Origin of the sequence: Burkholderia sp. Bp9015, assembly GCF_003853505.1 — a bacterium.
In the GTDB taxonomy this organism is placed as follows: Bacteria; Pseudomonadota; Gammaproteobacteria; order Burkholderiales; family Burkholderiaceae; genus Burkholderia.
The window spans coordinates 1-15,487 of record NZ_QTPZ01000039.1 but is presented as its reverse complement, the minus strand read 5'-3'; the positions used below and the strand labels follow the sequence as shown (position 1 = coordinate 15,487).

Annotated in this window: 16 protein-coding genes and 1 pseudogene; 3 read left to right on the top strand and 14 right to left on the bottom strand. The window is 67.7% G+C overall.

What is annotated here, in order from left to right; all coding sequences use genetic code 11:
* Nucleotides 1-9: 9 nt before the first annotated feature.
* From DIE12_RS30950 to DIE12_RS30935, 4 genes are all read right to left on the bottom strand, one after another.
* Nucleotides 10-786: an SDR family oxidoreductase gene (locus DIE12_RS30950; RefSeq protein ID WP_124523170.1), complete on the bottom strand. Its 777-nt coding sequence runs from the start codon at nt 784-786 to the stop codon at nt 10-12.
* An 83-nt stretch (nt 787-869) separates the two neighbouring features.
* Nucleotides 870-2,147, bottom strand: coding sequence for an L-fuconate dehydratase (locus tag DIE12_RS30945; protein WP_124523168.1), 1,278 nt, complete (start codon nt 2,145-2,147; stop codon nt 870-872).
* Nucleotides 2,148-2,170: 23 nt separating this feature from the next.
* Complete coding sequence (locus DIE12_RS30940) at nt 2,171-3,013, bottom strand: ureidoglycolate lyase (protein ID WP_124523166.1); 843 nt, start codon at nt 3,011-3,013, stop codon at nt 2,171-2,173.
* Between the two features lie 68 nt (nt 3,014-3,081).
* The gene (locus DIE12_RS30935; RefSeq protein WP_124523164.1) at nt 3,082-3,846 is read right to left on the bottom strand and encodes an SDR family oxidoreductase; all 765 of its coding nucleotides are present in this window, start codon (nt 3,844-3,846) and stop codon (nt 3,082-3,084) included.
* Between the two features lie 677 nt (nt 3,847-4,523).
* Between DIE12_RS30935 and DIE12_RS30930 the strand changes: the two genes are divergently transcribed.
* From DIE12_RS30930 to DIE12_RS30920, 3 genes are all read left to right on the top strand, one after another.
* Nucleotides 4,524-4,814: a DUF3331 domain-containing protein gene (locus DIE12_RS30930; protein ID WP_044847789.1), complete on the top strand. Its 291-nt coding sequence runs from the start codon at nt 4,524-4,526 to the stop codon at nt 4,812-4,814.
* Between the two features lie 167 nt (nt 4,815-4,981).
* The gene (locus DIE12_RS30925; protein ID WP_124523162.1) at nt 4,982-5,968 is read left to right on the top strand and encodes an oxidoreductase; all 987 of its coding nucleotides are present in this window, start codon (nt 4,982-4,984) and stop codon (nt 5,966-5,968) included.
* 214 nt (nt 5,969-6,182) lie between these two features.
* A complete protein-coding gene (locus DIE12_RS30920; RefSeq protein WP_124485209.1) occupies nt 6,183-6,485 on the top strand; it encodes a DUF4148 domain-containing protein in 303 nt (100 codons plus the stop codon).
* 210 nt (nt 6,486-6,695) lie between these two features.
* On the opposite strand, the gene DIE12_RS30915 is transcribed toward DIE12_RS30920, so the two are convergent.
* The 10 genes and pseudogenes from DIE12_RS30915 to DIE12_RS30870 all read right to left on the bottom strand — a co-directional run.
* Nucleotides 6,696-7,892 (bottom strand): TauD/TfdA family dioxygenase, encoded by a 1,197-nt coding sequence (locus tag DIE12_RS30915; RefSeq protein WP_124523160.1) that lies wholly within the window; start codon nt 7,890-7,892, stop codon nt 6,696-6,698.
* A gap of 23 nt (nt 7,893-7,915) precedes the next feature.
* A complete protein-coding gene (locus tag DIE12_RS30910) occupies nt 7,916-8,875 on the bottom strand; it encodes an alpha/beta hydrolase (RefSeq protein WP_124523158.1) in 960 nt (319 codons plus the stop codon).
* Nucleotides 8,876-8,911: 36 nt separating this feature from the next.
* A complete protein-coding gene (locus DIE12_RS30905; RefSeq protein WP_124523156.1) occupies nt 8,912-9,400 on the bottom strand; it encodes a thioesterase family protein in 489 nt (162 codons plus the stop codon).
* A gap of 6 nt (nt 9,401-9,406) precedes the next feature.
* The gene (locus tag DIE12_RS30900; RefSeq protein ID WP_044847784.1) at nt 9,407-10,372 is read right to left on the bottom strand and encodes an L-carnitine dehydrogenase; all 966 of its coding nucleotides are present in this window, start codon (nt 10,370-10,372) and stop codon (nt 9,407-9,409) included.
* Between the two features lie 85 nt (nt 10,373-10,457).
* On the bottom strand, nt 10,458-11,387 hold the full coding sequence (locus tag DIE12_RS30895; protein ID WP_006484708.1) for a 3-keto-5-aminohexanoate cleavage protein: 930 nt from the start codon (nt 11,385-11,387) through the stop codon (nt 10,458-10,460).
* A 100-nt stretch (nt 11,388-11,487) separates the two neighbouring features.
* Nucleotides 11,488-12,441 carry a choline ABC transporter substrate-binding protein gene (locus tag DIE12_RS30890; RefSeq protein WP_044847783.1) on the bottom strand — a complete coding sequence of 318 codons (954 nt, stop codon included), beginning with the start codon at nt 12,439-12,441 and terminating at the stop codon, nt 11,488-11,490.
* Nucleotides 12,442-12,703: 262 nt separating this feature from the next.
* Entirely contained in the window at nt 12,704-13,309 is a 606-nt protein-coding gene (locus tag DIE12_RS30885) for a M17 family peptidase N-terminal domain-containing protein (protein ID WP_124523154.1), read from the bottom strand.
* Between the two features lie 145 nt (nt 13,310-13,454).
* Nucleotides 13,455-15,020: a PQQ-binding-like beta-propeller repeat protein gene (locus DIE12_RS30880; RefSeq protein ID WP_124523152.1), complete on the bottom strand. Its 1,566-nt coding sequence runs from the start codon at nt 15,018-15,020 to the stop codon at nt 13,455-13,457.
* On the bottom strand, nt 15,017-15,256 hold the full coding sequence (locus tag DIE12_RS30875) for a hypothetical protein (RefSeq protein ID WP_124523150.1): 240 nt from the start codon (nt 15,254-15,256) through the stop codon (nt 15,017-15,019). Before DIE12_RS30875 ends, DIE12_RS30880 begins: the two co-directional genes overlap by 4 nt.
* Nucleotides 15,257-15,352: 96 nt before the next feature.
* Nucleotides 15,353-15,487 (bottom strand): annotated as a pseudogene (locus DIE12_RS30870) (porin); the annotation flags it as partial.

The window sequence follows — 15,487 nt, the reverse complement described above, 5'->3', positions numbered from 1 at the left end:
TCGCCGCCCTCAGCCGATCGCGCGATCGAGATGCGTATAGCCGCCGTCGACGAACAGCCACTGGCCCGTCGTGTGCGATGCGCGCGCCGACAGCAGGAACACGGCCGTGTCGGCAATCTCGTCGGCGGTCGTGAAGCGCTTGCCGAGCGGCACCTTGTCGGCAATTTCCGCGAGCTTCGCTTCCGGGTCGTCGAAGCCCGCGATCCAGTTCCGGTAGAGCGGCGTCATCACCTCGGCCGGGATCACCGCGTTCACGCGCACGCCGTCGTCGCGCAGCGCGACCGCCCATTCGCGCGTCAGCGCGAGCTGCGCGCCCTTCGATGCGCAATAGCCGCTCGTGTTGCCCTGGCCGGTGACGGCCGTCTTCGACGAGATGTTGACGATCGCACCGCGCGTCGCCTTCAGGTGCGGCACGCAGTAATGCGCCATCACGTAGTAGTGGATCAGGTTGCGTTCGAGCGACGCGACGAACGCGTCGCGCCCGGCATCGAGCCCGACGCCGTCGTTGATGCCCGCGTTGTTGACGAGGCCGTCGATGCGGCCGAAGCGCGCGACGGTCTGCGCGACTGCGTCGCGGCACTGTGCGTCGTCCTGCAGCTCGACGGACACGCACGCGGCGCGCGGCTGCTTCTGCGCGAGTGCGCGCCAGAAGCCGTCATCCGGCGCGTGGCGCGCGAACACCACCGGAATCGCGCCTTCGCCGGCAAGCCGCATCGAGATCGCGGCGCCGATGCCCGACGCGCCGCCGGTCACGATCACGACCTTGTCTTGCAGATTCAAATCCACTTCGCGTCTCCGTCGTTCATGTTGTCGCCGCGCGCAGGTCATGCGCGGGTCGTCGTGCGCCGTCGTGCTGCGCGCTGCGCGCTTCAGCCGCGGAACCGGTACTGCTCGAGCGATGCCGGCTTCATCTCGATCGAGAAGCCGGGTGCCGTCGGCGGCAGGTACGCCGCGCCGCGCACGACACAGGGCTCGACGAAATGCTCGTGCAGGTGATCGACGTATTCGGTCACGCGCCCTTCCTTCGTGCCGGCAATGCACACGTAGTCGATCATCGACAGATGCTGCACGTATTCGCACAGCCCGACGCCGCCCGCATGCGGACACACCGGCAGCCCGTACTTCGCGGCCAGCAGCATCACCGCGAGTATCTCGTTCACGCCGCCGAGCCGGCACGCATCGATCTGCACGACGTCGATCGCGCCGCGCGCGATGAACTGCTTGAACATCACGCGGTTCTGGCACATCTCGCCGGTCGCGACCTGCACGGGCGCGATCGCCTCGCGGATCTTGCGATGCCCTTCGACGTCGTCGGGGCTCGTCGGCTCCTCGATGAACCACGGTTTCGCGAACGCCAGCTCGCGCACCCAGTCGATCGCCTCGTCGACTTCCCACACCTGGTTCGCGTCGATCATCAGCTTGCGGTCCGGGCCGATCACCTCGCGTGCGATCGTCACGCGGCGGATGTCGTCCTCCAGGTTCGCGCCGACCTTCAGCTTCACGTAATCGAACCCGGCGTCCACCGCTTCGTGACACAACCGGCGCAGCTTGTCGTCGCTGTAGCCGAGCCAGCCGGCCGACGTCGTGTAACACGGGTAGCCTTCGCGCTCGAGCATCGCGATCCGCTCGGCCTTGCCCGGCGCCTGCCGGCGCAGCAGGTCGAGCGCTTCGTCCGGCGTCAGGCAGTCGGTCAGGTAGCGAAAATCGATCGCGCGCACGATGTCCTCGGGGCTCATGTCGGCCACGAGCCGCCACAGCGGTTTGGCCGCAGCCTTCGCCCACAGATCCCACACCGCGTTCACGACGGCGCCCGTCGCCAGGTGGATCGCGCCCTTGTCGGGGCCGATCCAGCGCAACTGGCTGTCCGAGGTCACGTGCCGCCAGAAGCGGCCCATGTCCTCGCGGATCCAGTCGAGGTCGAGGCCGACGACGAGGTGACGCATCGCGTCGATCGCCGCGCAGCAGATTTCGTTGCCGCGCCCGATGGTGAACGTGAGCCCGTGGCCTTCGAGCCCGTCGCGGTCGGTTTCGAGCACGACGTACGCAGCCGAATAATCGGGGTCCGGATTCATCGCATCGGAACCGTCGAGCTGGCGCGAGGTCGGGAAGCGCACGTCGAGGACGCGCATCGATCGAATGATAGGCATGGCGAACCGTCCGGGAAAGGGTTTCAGGCCTGCACGGTGCGCTGGCGCTGCTCGCCGAGCCCGTCGATGCCGAGCGTGATCACCTGCCCGGCGCGCAGATAGACGGGCGGCTTCTGCCCGAGGCCCACGCCCGGCGGCGTGCCGGTCGAGATCACGTCGCCCGGCTGCAGGCTCATGAAGCGGCTCAGGTAGCTGATCAGGTGCGGCACGCGGAACACCATCGTCGCGGTCGTGCCGTTCTGGTAGCGGTGGCCGTCCACTTCCAGCCACAGCCGCAGCGCGTGCGGATCGGGCACTTCGTCGGCCGTCACGAGCCACGGGCCGAGCGGGCCGAACGTATCGTTGCCCTTGCCCTTGTCCCACGTGCCGCCGCGTTCGAGCTGGTACTCGCGCTCCGACACGTCGTTCACCACGCAGTAGCCGGCGACGTGCGACAGCGCGTCGGCTTCGTCGATATAGCGGCCGCCCCGGCCGATCACGACGCCCAGCTCGACTTCCCAGTCGGTCTTCTCCGAGCCGCGCGGGATCTCGACGTCGTCGTTCGGCCCCGAGATCGCGCTCGTCCACTTGCCGAACACGACCGGCTCCTTCGGGACGTCCATCCCCGATTCCGCCGCGTGGTCGGAATAGTTGAGGCCGATGCAGATGAACTTGCCGACGCGGCCGACGCACGCGCCGAGCCGCGGCGCGCCTTCGACGAGCGGCAGCGACGCCGGGTCGAGCTCGCGCAGCCGCGCGAGCGACGCGGGTGCGAGCGCGTCGCCGGCGACGTCGTCGATCACGCCCGACAGGTCGCGGATCCTGCCCTGCGCATCGAGCAGGCCCGGCTTTTCATGGTGTTTGTCGCCAAATCTCAGCAGTTTCATGTGGTGTGAGCGGAAATGGAAAGTGAGTGGAAGGAAGCGGTCGGCTACACGCGGTCGGCTAGACGCGGTCAGTTCGACCAGCCGCCATCGATCAGGTGAATCGCGCCGGTCGTGAACGACGCTTCGTCGGACGCGAGATACAGCGCGAGCGCGGCCACTTCGTCCGCGGTGCCGATACGGCCCATCGGCTGACGCGCGACGAACGCCTGGCGCACGGTATCGGTCGACACCTGGCGCGTGCGCGCCTGCTCGGCGATCCGCTGCTCCAGCGACGGCGACTCGATCGTGCCCGGGCAGATCGCGTTGCAGCGGATGCGCTGCTCGACGAAATCGGCGGCGACCGACTTGGTCAGGCCGATCACGGCCGCCTTGGTCGTGCCGTAGACGAACCGGTTCGGCACGCCCTTCACGCTCGACGCGGCCGACGCCATGTTGACGATCGACGCGCCGCCCGCAGCCAGCATCGCCGGCAGCAGCGCGCGGATCAGCCGGTACATCGACGTGACGTTCAGGTTCAGCGAGAACGCCCACGCGGCGTCGTCGCAGTCGAGGATCGAGCCGTGGTGCACGAAGCCCGCACAGTTGAACAGCACGTCGAACGCGCGCTCCTGCGCGGCGAGTGTGGCCACGTCGCCCGCATCGGTCACGTCGAGCCGCCGCGTGGCCAGCCGGCCGCCCGCGCGTTCGGCGTCGGCCGCGAGTTGCGCGAGCGCGGCTTCGTTGATGTCGGTCGCCAGCACGTCGGCACCCTCGCTTGCGAACCGCAGCGCGGTCGCGCGGCCGATACCCTGCCCGGCCGCCGTCACCAGCGCGCGCTTGCCCTGCAATCTCATGAGCACCTCTCCCGAAGAAGCCGGCCGGGCCGGCTGATTGGCACAAAGGACTAAAGGTCCAACCAATCATAGGAACAGATTCCGGATTTGTCACGTTCGTGTGATTCAGTATTTTCCCGAGCGGGAGAATCGGGCGGAAGGCGCTGCGGCGGGCTTCGATTACCGTATTTTTCAGGTTCCGCCGATCGGCCGCGTATCGCGCAAAGCCAATACCGGTGGGCGTTTTCGCGACCCCGGGGCATCGGAGTCGCTCCGTCGGCACCGCGAAACTGACAAAAAAGTCATGTTCCCGTCAGGGTGTCAACGGCGGGCGCGCGCGATCATGGTGTTGCCGGACCGCGCTTCCCCGGACACCGCCCCCCCGCCCGTCGCCGATCCCTGACGGGCGTCTCCGTCCCCCCGGTGTCCACGTGACTGAGCGAGCAGACACGGGGGCGCGGGCCGATTTTCCGCCCCGGGCGTGCGCGTCCGGGGCGCTTTTGTCGTTGGCTTTTTCACGAAAATGCGCGTCGATTGTTTCTGATTCGGCAAAAGGTAATTTGAGCCAGACAGGATGTTTTTTCCGGTCACAGACGCTTACATTTAGCGCACCACTCATGGAAACCGCTACGGATTCGCCCTCGGGTAGTGACATCCACTGCCACGGCCGAAACCGCACGAGCTTTAGGAAACGGCAAATGAAGGCCTCCAAATCCCTGCCTGTGCTCGATCCCGCCGACGTCCACGTCGAAATTCTGGAACGCTCCGATACGCTGCTCGTCGTCCGCTGGGTCGAACCCGGCCGCTGTCACTACGGCGAACAGCGCTGGCGCCGCCGCTTCGCGCAGCGCACCGGCACCTGCGCGCTGTCGCGCCAGGTCATCCAGCGCGGCGACGAAGTGTTCCGCCCGGCCGAGCGCCCGGCACCCGCGAACGCGGCGGCGATGATCTCCGCGGCCGAAGTGCTCGCGCTGGCCGGGAGCCGGTAACGCCCGCCGGCCACCCGTGCCGGGGCCCGCGGCCTGATGCGCTGGCGCGCCCTAGAACCGCCGGTCTAATTCCCCCGCTTGTCTGTCCCGCCTGCGCGGACTATCGTTACACCACCCAATGTAACGATTACGCGTCGTGGCGCACTGCCACGCCGATGGAGGCAGACATGCATGCATGGAGCGCGCGCCACGTCCCGGCGCAAGGCGGCAAGGTCGCGGTCGTGACCGGCGCCAACAGCGGCCTCGGCTGGCATATCGCGGAAACGCTGGCCGCCAAGGGCGCGACGGTCGTGATGGGCTGCCGCGATGCCGCGCGCGCCGCCCACGCCGCCGCTGCGATTCGCCGGCTCCATCCCGCCGCACAGATCGAAGTCGATCAGCTCGACCTCGCCGATCTCGCGTCGATCCGGCGCTTCGCCGCCGACGTCGCCGACCGCCACGGCCGCGTCGACATCCTCTGCAACAACGCCGGCGTGATGTTCCTGCCGCTGCGGCACACGCACGACGGCTTCGAGATGCAGTTCGGCACCAACCACCTCGGCCATTTCGCGCTGACCGGCCATCTGCTGCCCGCGCTGCGCGCCGCCCGGCGCGCGCGTGTCGTGACGATGTCGAGCGGCTTCAACCGCGGCGGCCGGATCCGGGTCGACGACCTGCGCGCCGAGCACCGTTACAACCGTTATCTCGCCTACTGCGACAGCAAACTCGCGAACCTGGTGTTCGCGCTCGAGTTGCAGCGCCGCTTCCAGCGCGCGGGGTTCGCGGGAATCAGCGTCGCCGCGCATCCCGGCTACGCGGCAACCAACCTGCAGTTCGCGGGCCCCGCGATGGACAGTTCGCCCACGCGCGCCGCGCTGATGCGCGCGGCGAACCGTTATCTCGCGCAACCGGCCGAGCAGGGTGCGTTGCCCGCGATTCATGCGGCGACGTCGCCCGACCTCGCCGGCGGCTCGTACATCGGGCCGTCCGGCTGGCTCGAGTCGCGCGGCCTGCCGGCACCGGCGAGCGTGCCGCGCGCGGCACGCGACGTGGCCCTCGCGGCTCTGCTGTGGGAGGCCTCCGAAGCCGCGACGGGCGTGCGTTTCCTGAGTTCGGGCGCGTCCGCCGGCCGGCCGCCCGCCAAGCCGTTCGATGCGGCCGCCGAGGCGCGCTGAATCCCGCGCGTGCCGCCTCAACATTCTTCATACTTATTACACTTACAGAAACGAAAGCAGGATGAAAGCCTGATCCGGCGTCCCACTGTTACCGCCCTGGAAACAATCTATCGTCAAAATCAGCGTTTACCCTCAACGACCCGGTGACTAAGATTTAGTCAATCGCTGCAGACATGGTGTCGCAAGCGAACCCAATAAAACACCGGAGGTCATCATGAAATCGCTCGTTTCCGCAGTTGTTGCCGCTGTCGCCCTGTCCGCTTCGTTCGGCGCTTTCGCACAAAGCACCGTGACCCGCGCTCAAGTCCGCAACGAACTGGTTCAGCTCGAACAAGCCGGCTACAAGCCGGGCGTGTCGAGCCCGTACTACCCGAACGACATCCAGTCGGCGGAAGCGCGCGTTCATGGTGCCGACGCCAGCGGCTACGGCGCGCAACCGGCTCCGGTCGTCCACTCGGGCGCCCCGGCTGCCGCAGCGTCGTCGAACGCACGCGACTCGGTCTTCTTCGGCCAGTAAGCCGACGCGCCCCCGGCGGGCGCACCGCGCATCGCGCGATGAAGAAGCTGGATCCGGACGAGCCCCTCATGCGGGCTCGTCTTTTTTTGTGAAAACGCATACCTCCGCCGCCCGGCAGCGGGTGGCTTCGCCCGGGCGCCTTGCGTCCGGGCGCTTTTTCTCCGGCGAGGTATGCGTAACGAAGTCGACTGCGGAAGTCGAATGCGCCGATCAGCGCCCGGCGGCAGCCGCGGGCAGCGCACGCGACAGCACACGCCAGCGCGACAGCAGTTCGTCGCGATCGACGTAGCAGCCCTGCAGATGCCGGCGGCCCGTCGACGGATCGAACTCGGTGCGCGCATGAAGCACGCGCCGGTTGTCGAACGCCCACATGTCGCCCGCCCGCAGCCGGCGCTGCACGCGGAAACGCGGCTCGCGCGCGAGCGCGAGAAACCGCCGGTACGCGCGGTAGACGGCCGCGACGGCGCCGGCCGGCGCATCGAGCGGCCCGCGCAGGAAGTTCGCGACGCGCACCTCGGTCACGTTGCCGCGCGCATCGAGCCCGATCACCGGCGCCGAACAGCGGTAGTCGCTGTTCGCACTCTTGTTCCAGAACTCGAACGGTGTCGACGCAAGTTGCGTGAAATCGTCCGGATATTCGCGCCGCAGCGCATCCGCGAGCGCGAAGCCGTCGAGAAACACGCTGTCTCCGCCCGTTGCGTCGTTCGCGAGGCAGTGCAGGAACTGCACGCCCGGCTGCAATTCACGCGTCGGCAGGTCGGTGTGCGGCGGCAGGTTCAGCGACGTATAGGCATTGCTGTCCGGCCGCGGCTTCGATTCGACATCGAACAGCACGCCGAAATTGCTTTCGCGGATCAGGCCGACACGCCGCGCGATCTGGTCGACCCGGCCGGGTTCGGCCGGCACGCCCTCGACGAGCGTCAGCCCCGTGCGCTGCAACGCGGCGAGCCAGGCGAGCAACGCGCCGTCGTCCTTCATCACGTCACGCCACGCGAACACGCCGATCGCCGTCGCATCGTCGCCGGTCCACACGTGCCGCCCGTGCGCGGCCTGGCGTTCCGCGCGGGACGCATCGTCGTAAGCATGCGCGCGCAACCATCCCGGCGACCAGGCGCTGCGATGCCCGTCGTTCCACTCGACGTGCAGCGCGCCGTCGGTTTCGACATGCACGACGAGCGCCGACAGATCCTCGCGCGCATCGGCGATCTCGAACACCTGTTCGCGCGTGAGCGCATGCACGCACGCGGAGCACGCGCAGTTGTCGCGCAACCAGTCGAAGTGAAACGGCGATCGTCGCGTGTCGCTCCACTCGACGTTCACCGCACCCTCGCCGATCGTCGCCGCCGCAATGGCGGCGTCGGCGGAAAAGGTCCGCCAGTCCTCGATACGGTGTTGCGCTGCCTGCATCGTTGCCTCCCGGAAAACGCCCGCTACGCGTGTGGTGCGAGCAGAAACCCGCCGATCATCCGGTGCATCCGCGCGGCCTGCGGGCTCGTTCCGAGCGCGCGCCAGCAGCCGTGCACCAGCCCCTCTCCCATCCAGTAACGCGCGGCGCCGCCGGCCGCGAGAATGTGTTCGACATAGACGCGCGCATCGTCGCGCAGCGGATCGTGTTCCGCGCCGATCGCGAGCACGGGCGGCAGGCCGTCGAAACGCGCCGCCGCGAGCGGCACCGAGGCGCGCAGCAGCCCATCGTCATCGCCCGGCGCATCGTCGCGTTCACTGCCCCAGTACAACGCGCGATAGCGATGGACGTCGTCGAGCGTCAGCATCGGCGCGTGTGCCTCGGTTTCGCGCGCCGGCGATTGCGGTTCGAAGCCGAGCATCGGATAGACGAGCGCGATCCCGTCGATGCCGCCTTCGCCCGCATCGCGCAGCGCGGTCGCGACGGCGGCCGCGAGGTTGCCGCCGGCACTGTCGCCGGCGAGCGTCAGCGGTCGCGCGCACGCGTCGAACGGCCAGTGCGCTGCGTCGCGCACGGCGCGCGTGACGGCCAGGCAATCGTCGAGCGCGGCCGGCGCGCGATGCTCGGGCGCGAGCCGGTAGTCGACCGCGATCACGGCAAGCCCCGTGTCGGCCGCCAGTTGCGCGGTGATCAACGCATGACTGTCGAGCGAGCCGACGACGAAGCCGCCGCCATGAAAGAACAGCACGGTGCCGCGCGGCTCACCGTGCGCGGGCGCATAGCGCCGCAGCGCGATCGCGCGTCCGTCCGGCGCATGCCACACCGCATCGTGCCGGACGATGCCGGCCGGCAGTTCGGCGGGCGTCCATGCGGCCGCGAAGCGATCGTAGACGCGGCGTTGCTCGTCGGGCGAGCGCGCCGCTGCGTCGGCCGGATACCACGCGTCGACGGCCGCGACGAACGCCGCGATTTCCGGTTCGAGCATCGTGTGCGCTCCGCGGTCCAGGGTTGAACGTCGACGCTAGCGGCGCGGCGGCAGTCCGATCACGCGGCCCGCATACGCAGGGGCCGCGCAATCGCGCTGCACCGCATGCAGTTCGGCCACGCGCGCGGCGACGTCGTCGTCGAACGGCGCCGATTTCGCGCCGTTGCGCGTGTCGACGTGCAGCAGCATCTGCTCGCTCGCCGACACCGCGCCGTCGTGCCCGTCGGCGAACAGTTCGAGATACAGGTGCAGCCGCTTCGCGTCGTGCGCGAGCACGCGCGCATCGACGCGCACGCGCGTGCCCTCCTTGATCTCCTGCAGATAGTTCACGTGCGCTTCGAGCGTGTAGACCGAGCGGCCCCGCTCGCGACGCGCGGCGTCGTCGAGACCGATGCGGTCCAGCAGCGCATCGGTCGCGAAGCTGAAGATCAGCAGATAGAACGCGTCGCGCAGATGGCCGTTGTAGTCGACCCATTCGGGCCGCACGACGTCGCGGTAGATCGTCAGCGGGGTATCGCCTGTCATGTTCGTTCAGTCCTCGAATCGCATTCCGTGCCGCGCCTTCACCGCGGCGATCGCCTTCAGCACCTCGGTGATGCACTCGTCGCGATAGCGCTCGAGTTCCTTGATGCTGCGCGTGCCCTGCTGCTCGCTCGTGCCTTCGACGACGCTGTCGATCAGTGCATCGGTCAGCTTCGGCGCGACCAGCTTCGTCCATGGCAGTTCGAGCGCGGGGCCGAACTGCTGCATGAAGTGTCGCATGCCCGCGTCGCCGCCGGCCAGCGTGTACGTCAGGAACGTGCCCATGAACGACCAGCGGATGCCCGCGCCGAAGCGGATCGCATCGTCGATCTCGCCGGTCGTCGCGACGCCCTCGTTGACGAGATGCAGCGCCTCGCGCCACAGCGCTTCGAGCAGCCGGTCCGCGATGAAGCCCGGCACTTCCTTGCGCACGTGCAGCGGCCGCATGCCGAGCTTGCGATAGATCTCCATCGCCGCCTCGACCGCTTCCGGCGAGGTGCGCGCGCCGCCGAGCACCTCGACGAGCGGCAGCAGGTAGACCGGATTGAACGGATGACCGACCACGCAGCGCTCCGGATGCGTCGCCCGCGCATAGAAGTCGGTCGGCAGCAGCCCCGACGTCGACGATGCGATGATCGCGTCCGGCTTCGCCGCGCGGCTGATCTGTTCGTGCAGTTCGAGCTTCAGCGCCTCGCGCTCCGGTGCGCTTTCCTGGATGAAGTCCGCGTCGGCGACGCAGGCCTCGATCGTCGACTCGAAGCGCAGCCGCGCGGGATCGGCGCCCGGCGCGAGGCCGACGCGTTCGAGCGCGGGCCATGCATTCGCGACGCTCGCGCGCAAGCGCGCTTCCGCGTCCGGCGCGGGGTCCCACACGACCACGTCCAGACCGTGCGCGAGCGCACGGCAAATCCATCCGCTGCCGATCACGCCGGTGCCGATCGCGGCGAACGTCTTGATGTCGGTCTTCACTGCCATGTCAACACATCCTTCAAATCGAGGAGAATCGGACGGCGGCGCACCCGTGCGCGCCGCCGCATTGAAGCGGAATCAGCCTTGAAACTCACGCGAACTCGGCCACCGCGCGGCGTTCGAGCAGGCGCTCGCCACGCGCCGGCAGGCCGAGCTTGCGACGCCCTTCGGCCGGCGTCAGCACGCGGCCGCCGAGCCGTTCGACGATTTCCCGCGCACGCTCGACGAGCGTGCCGTTGGTCGCGTGCACGCCGCGATCGAGCCAGATGTTGTCTTCGAGGCCCACGCGCACGTGGCCGCCGAGCAGCATCGCCTGCGCGACCATCGGCATCTGCATGCGGCCGATCCCGAAGCCGGCCCAGTGCGCGCCCGGCGGCAGGTTGTCGACCATCGCCTTCATCGTGCCGGTGTCGGCCGGCGCGCCCCACGGAATGCCGAGGCACAGCTGGAACAGCGGCGGATCGTCGAGCAGCCCTTCCTTCAGCAATTGCTTCGCGAACCACAGATGGCCCGTATCGAAGATTTCCAGTTCCGGCTTCACGCCGAGTTCCTGGATGCGCTTGGCGCCAGCGCGCAGTTGCGCGGGCGTCGACACGTAGATGTAGTCGCCGTCGCCGAAATTCAGCGTGCCGCAGTCGAGCGTGCAGATTTCCGGCAGCAGTTCCTCGACGTGCGCGAGACGCGTGAGGCCGCCGACGAGATCGGTGCCCTTGCCGAAGCGCATCGGGTCTTCGCCCGGGCCGATCTCCAGATCGCCGCCCATGCCGGCCGTCAGGTTGATGATCACGTCGACGTCCGCCGAACGGATCCGGTCGACCACTTCGCGGTACAGGTTCGGGTCGCGGCTGCCGCGGCCCGTCTGCGGATCGCGCACGTGGCAGTGCGCCACCGTCGCGCCGGCCTTCGCGGCCTCGATCGCGGCGGCCGCGATTTCCTTCGGCGTGACCGGAATCGCCGGATGTTTGCCGACCGTATCGCCCGCGCCGGTGACCGCGCAGGTGATGATGACTTCGTGGTTCATGCTGAGTGCCCTCGTTTGCTTCGGTTCGTGTCGCTCGATTTCCGTCGTACTGCAGATGATTTTTCGCTGCGCGCCGCCCGCTCGCGGCGCGTGCGGGCCGTTACAGGCCGAGATAGGCCTTCACGGCAGGCAGGCCGTCCTTGCCGTCGAACGTCTTGACGCCGGCGAGCCAGGCATCGAGCACCTGCGGATTCTTCTTCAGGTACGCCTTCGCGGCGTCGGCCGGCTTCGTCTTGTTCATCACCGACTGCATCAGCTGGTTCTCCAGCTGCGTCGTGAAGCGCAGGTTCTCGACGAGCTTGCCCGCGTTCGGGCAGCGCGAGATGAAGTCGGGCGCCGTCAGCGTGTACACGCGCGCTTCGCCGTAGTTCGGGCCGAACGCCGCATCGCCGCCGGACAGGTAGTTCATGCTGATCTGGATGTTCATCGGATGCGGTTCCCAGCCGAGAAACACGACCCACTTCTTGTCGCGGATCGCGCGCTCGACCGTGACGAGCATCCCCGCCTCGCTCGATTCGACCAGCTTGAAGCCGCCGAGGCCGTACTGGTTCGTGTCGATCATCTTCTGGATCGTCGCGTTCGCGCTGCTGCCCGGCTCGATCCCGTAGATCTTGCCGTCGAGCTCCGCGCGGTGCTTCGCGATGTCCTCGAAGGTCTTCAGGCCGGCCTGGTATTCGTAGCTCGGCACCGCGAGCGTCGCCTTCGCGCCCGACAGGTTCGGCGGTTCGACCACGTTGATCGACTTGCTGTCGAGGAACGGCTGGAGCTGCTTCTGCTGCACCGGCCACCAGTAGCCGAGCGAGATGTCCAGCTGCTTGCTCTTCAGGCCGGCGAACGAGATCGGCACCGATGCGATCGTCGTCGTCGGCTTGTAGCCGAGCCCTTCGAACACCGTCGACGCGAGCGCCGTGGTGGACGTGATGTCGGTCCAGCCGATATCCGCGAAGCGTACGTTGCGGCAAGTCGCGGCATCCGTTTCGGCCTGCGCCGCGGTCGCGAACGCGCCGGTCGCCAGCACGGCCGCGACGAACGCGGCGATCTTTGTCGACTTCATGGTTTCTCCCCTTCGGTTGGACCGATGTCCGACGGTGCGCGGAGTGCGTCCCGGCCTGCATCGTGGGAGTAAAAGTAACGAGCCATATTCACCGCAAGACGACCGCCGGCGACCTGTTCTTGACTATTTGCGACTATGGGTGGAAACCACTATGCGCAGGGAGCGGCTTGTATGGCGGGGGTTTGGGACGAATTTCGATGAGGAGGGGTTTGTCCGGATGCGGCGTCATGAGATGCCGTACGCGACAGCCAAACGGGGTCAGTCAGGTCCGTGCGGCTGCAAGCGCGTTGCCGAAATGCTCCACGGCGCCGTCGAAGCGCGCCGCGCCGACGTCGAACACCCAGCGGCGCAGCGCGGGGGGCGCGGCAAGACCCAGCTCCGCGACCCGATACCCGGTGTCGATCGCGGCCAGCACGGCCTTCACCATGGCCTGCGGCATGCCTTCGGTGGCGGCGGTCGTCAGCCCGCCGTCGAGTATGCTCGGCGCAAAGGCCGCGCTTTCGACTTCTTGCTGGATCGCCGTCCGCGCGGCCGTGGCGACGGCATCGGCGGTTCTTGCGATCGTCCAGCTTGCCGGATCGCCGAGCCCGACCAGCAACAAGGAACGCGCCGCGATGCCCGCGGGCGGATGGCTGATCCACAGCGTTTCCATCGGCGCGGCCAGAAAACGGCCCTCGCGCCGCAAGCCGATGAGTGCCCCCGACAGTGCGAGGTCGAGATGGCGTAACCCGCCGGTCGGGCCATCGCCCGTCGCCTCGCGGGCAAACATGCAGCCACAGGAAAGGTCGACCTGCGCGCCTACGCCATCCCATGCGGCGACCTCGAAGGCCACCTCCCGCCAACGACCGATATTGTGTCGAAGAACCAAATCGTCTCTCCCGCAAGATTGGAACAGGGTCCGGAGCGCAGCGCGCGCCCCGGTGTCCGGCGTTGCGCCTCTTCATCCGCCTGGCCGGGCTTGCGCCGGCGCACGAGCAACCCGTCATCCGCGTACGCCGGTATCTGCGTTGCGCTTATTGCCTGGCGGCAAGACCGAACGCATAGAGCTTGTGACTCGTGCCGTCGTACGGCAGACCGAGTACCTTGGTGTGGTAGCCCGCCCCCCAGTACACCGACCCGTCGACGATGGCAGCGCCCGACACCACCGCGCCGTTGTTCTCGTAGCTCCACTTGATCTCGCCCGTCGCCGCATCGAGCGCATACATGCTCGCGCCCGTCCCGGCCAACGAGCCGGCATAGACGACCCCGTTTGCGGCCGACATCGCCACCGTGTCCATCTTGCCCTGCGGGTCGGCCGTGCGCCACAGCACCTTGCCGGTGGCGGCGTCGACCGCCGCCCAGATGCCGCCCTTGGTCGTCTTCTGGCCGTTCGGACCGTTGTCGACGTCGATCGATTTTCCGTCCAGGTTGCCGATCGAAACGTAGATGCGCTTGCCGTCGGCGGCCGTCCCCCACAGCATGCCGCCCAGCAGGCTGCCCGGCCCGACCTGCGTCTGCCAGACCACCTTGCCGGTCTTGGGATCGAGCGCCCAGTACACGCCGCTCTTCGCGCCTGCGCCCACCAACGTCCTCTCCTTCCCGTTGATGGTCGCCTTGAACAGGTTGGGCCCCGAGCCGAAATCGTAGTCCGGGCCGTCGTCGTGGTCGTAGTTGGTCGACATGTCGGCCGCCAACGTACGGGTATGCCAGACGATCCTGCCGGTCTTGAGGTCGAGCGCGACAAAGCTGTCGATCATGTTGGCAGGCGTATCGGGTTTGCAGTTCTTCTGGGTCGGGTAACGGCAGTGACCCGGCGGAACCGAGAAGTTGTTGCCCGTGGTCACGTAGAGCAGGCCGGTTTCATGATCGACCGCCGCCGTGTTGCCCCACACCGAGCCGCCGGTATATCCCTTCGGCACCATATAGGTCTTCCACAGCATCTTGCCGGTCCTGGCGTCGAGGGCGACCACCGCGCCGCGATAGGTCGGCTTGTCCTTGAGCGCCTCGGCACGCGACGAGAGGCCGACGTACACCACGCCGCGATCGACGATCGGCGACTGGGTAATGATCGCGGTCGGATCCGAATCCACCTTGGTCCGCCACAGCGGCGCGCCATCCTCTGCCTTCGCTGCCAGCACGAACGCGCCGGTCGGGTTGTTCGCAACCTGGGTGCCCTGCCCGAAGATCAGCGTGCCTTCCCAGTAGGCCGGGCTGGTGCGCGACGCATCGTTGTCGATGCCGCTGTATTCGGTGATCTTCTTCTTCCACTTCACCTTGCCGCTGGCGGCATCGACCGCCCACAGCGAGCCGCCGAAGTCCGGCACATACACGGTGCCGTTGGCGACGGTCGGCGTGGCCGACACGTTGCCGTCGGTATCCAGCGTCCAGCGCGGCGCAAGCTGCGAGACGTTGTCGACGCCGATGACGCGCTCGTCCGGCGCGGTACGCGTGTTGTCGACACCCTGCCCGGCAAAGACCCAGTCCGCCGCCGCACCCGGGCCGCTTGCGAGCATGCCGAACAGGGCAAGCGTTCCGATCATGGCCGGCGTACGCCGACGCCACGAGGCAAGTCCGGCATGCTGCTTGTTGGATGTTTTCATGACATCACCTTACCGAGAGAAGAGTGACTGATGACCGGCCGAACCGAAACGGCCGCGGTGAAAAAAACTGGCGCGCCGGGGCGACTGGAAGCGACCGGGACGCTGGCGATACCCGACCTGCGCGTGCTTTCAAAAGCGGGGAAAAGATCGACATGGCCGGGATGAATCATTTGACGCAGCGTGAATACCAATACCCAAAGTTCGGTTGCGAAGCACGAAACATAGGACCACTGCATGAAACCACCACACGCGCCGATGAAACATGCGGGCCCGTGACGACAGCGCGCGACGACGCGCGAACCCTGAAGCCGATGCACCGGCAGATCCGCCGCTCAGAACGTATGCATCATCCCCACATACGCGCCCGTCTGCGACTCACCCGTCATCGGACTCGTGCCCGACGTCGCGTCGCGCGGCGACGCGAGCAGCGAGAAGTTCGAATTCCCGCCGTTGCGCACGTACGCGAC

Bases quoted from the DNA above. Each gene is read 5' to 3' on its own strand.
- DIE12_RS30875 (WP_124523150.1), bottom strand. From the start codon at position 15,256: ATGCAGTGGTCCTATGTTTCGTGCTTCGCAACCGAACTTTGGGTATTG.
- DIE12_RS30915 (WP_124523160.1), bottom strand. From the start codon at position 7,892: ATGCAGGCAGCGCAACACCGTATCGAGGACTGGCGGACCTTTTCCGCC.
- DIE12_RS30895 (WP_006484708.1), bottom strand. From the start codon at position 11,387: ATGAACCACGAAGTCATCATCACCTGCGCGGTCACCGGCGCGGGCGAT.
- DIE12_RS30925 (WP_124523162.1), top strand. From the start codon at position 4,982: ATGCATGCATGGAGCGCGCGCCACGTCCCGGCGCAAGGCGGCAAGGTC.
- DIE12_RS30930 (WP_044847789.1), top strand. From the start codon at position 4,524: ATGAAGGCCTCCAAATCCCTGCCTGTGCTCGATCCCGCCGACGTCCAC.
- DIE12_RS30910 (WP_124523158.1), bottom strand. From the start codon at position 8,875: ATGCTCGAACCGGAAATCGCGGCGTTCGTCGCGGCCGTCGACGCGTGG.
- DIE12_RS30940 (WP_124523166.1), bottom strand. From the start codon at position 3,013: ATGAAACTGCTGAGATTTGGCGACAAACACCATGAAAAGCCGGGCCTG.
- DIE12_RS30905 (WP_124523156.1), bottom strand. From the start codon at position 9,400: ATGACAGGCGATACCCCGCTGACGATCTACCGCGACGTCGTGCGGCCC.
- DIE12_RS30900 (WP_044847784.1), bottom strand. From the start codon at position 10,372: ATGGCAGTGAAGACCGACATCAAGACGTTCGCCGCGATCGGCACCGGC.
- DIE12_RS30935 (WP_124523164.1), bottom strand. From the start codon at position 3,846: ATGAGATTGCAGGGCAAGCGCGCGCTGGTGACGGCGGCCGGGCAGGGT.
- DIE12_RS30880 (WP_124523152.1), bottom strand. From the start codon at position 15,020: ATGAAAACATCCAACAAGCAGCATGCCGGACTTGCCTCGTGGCGTCGG.
- DIE12_RS30890 (WP_044847783.1), bottom strand. From the start codon at position 12,441: ATGAAGTCGACAAAGATCGCCGCGTTCGTCGCGGCCGTGCTGGCGACC.
- DIE12_RS30945 (WP_124523168.1), bottom strand. From the start codon at position 2,147: ATGCCTATCATTCGATCGATGCGCGTCCTCGACGTGCGCTTCCCGACC.
- DIE12_RS30920 (WP_124485209.1), top strand. From the start codon at position 6,183: ATGAAATCGCTCGTTTCCGCAGTTGTTGCCGCTGTCGCCCTGTCCGCT.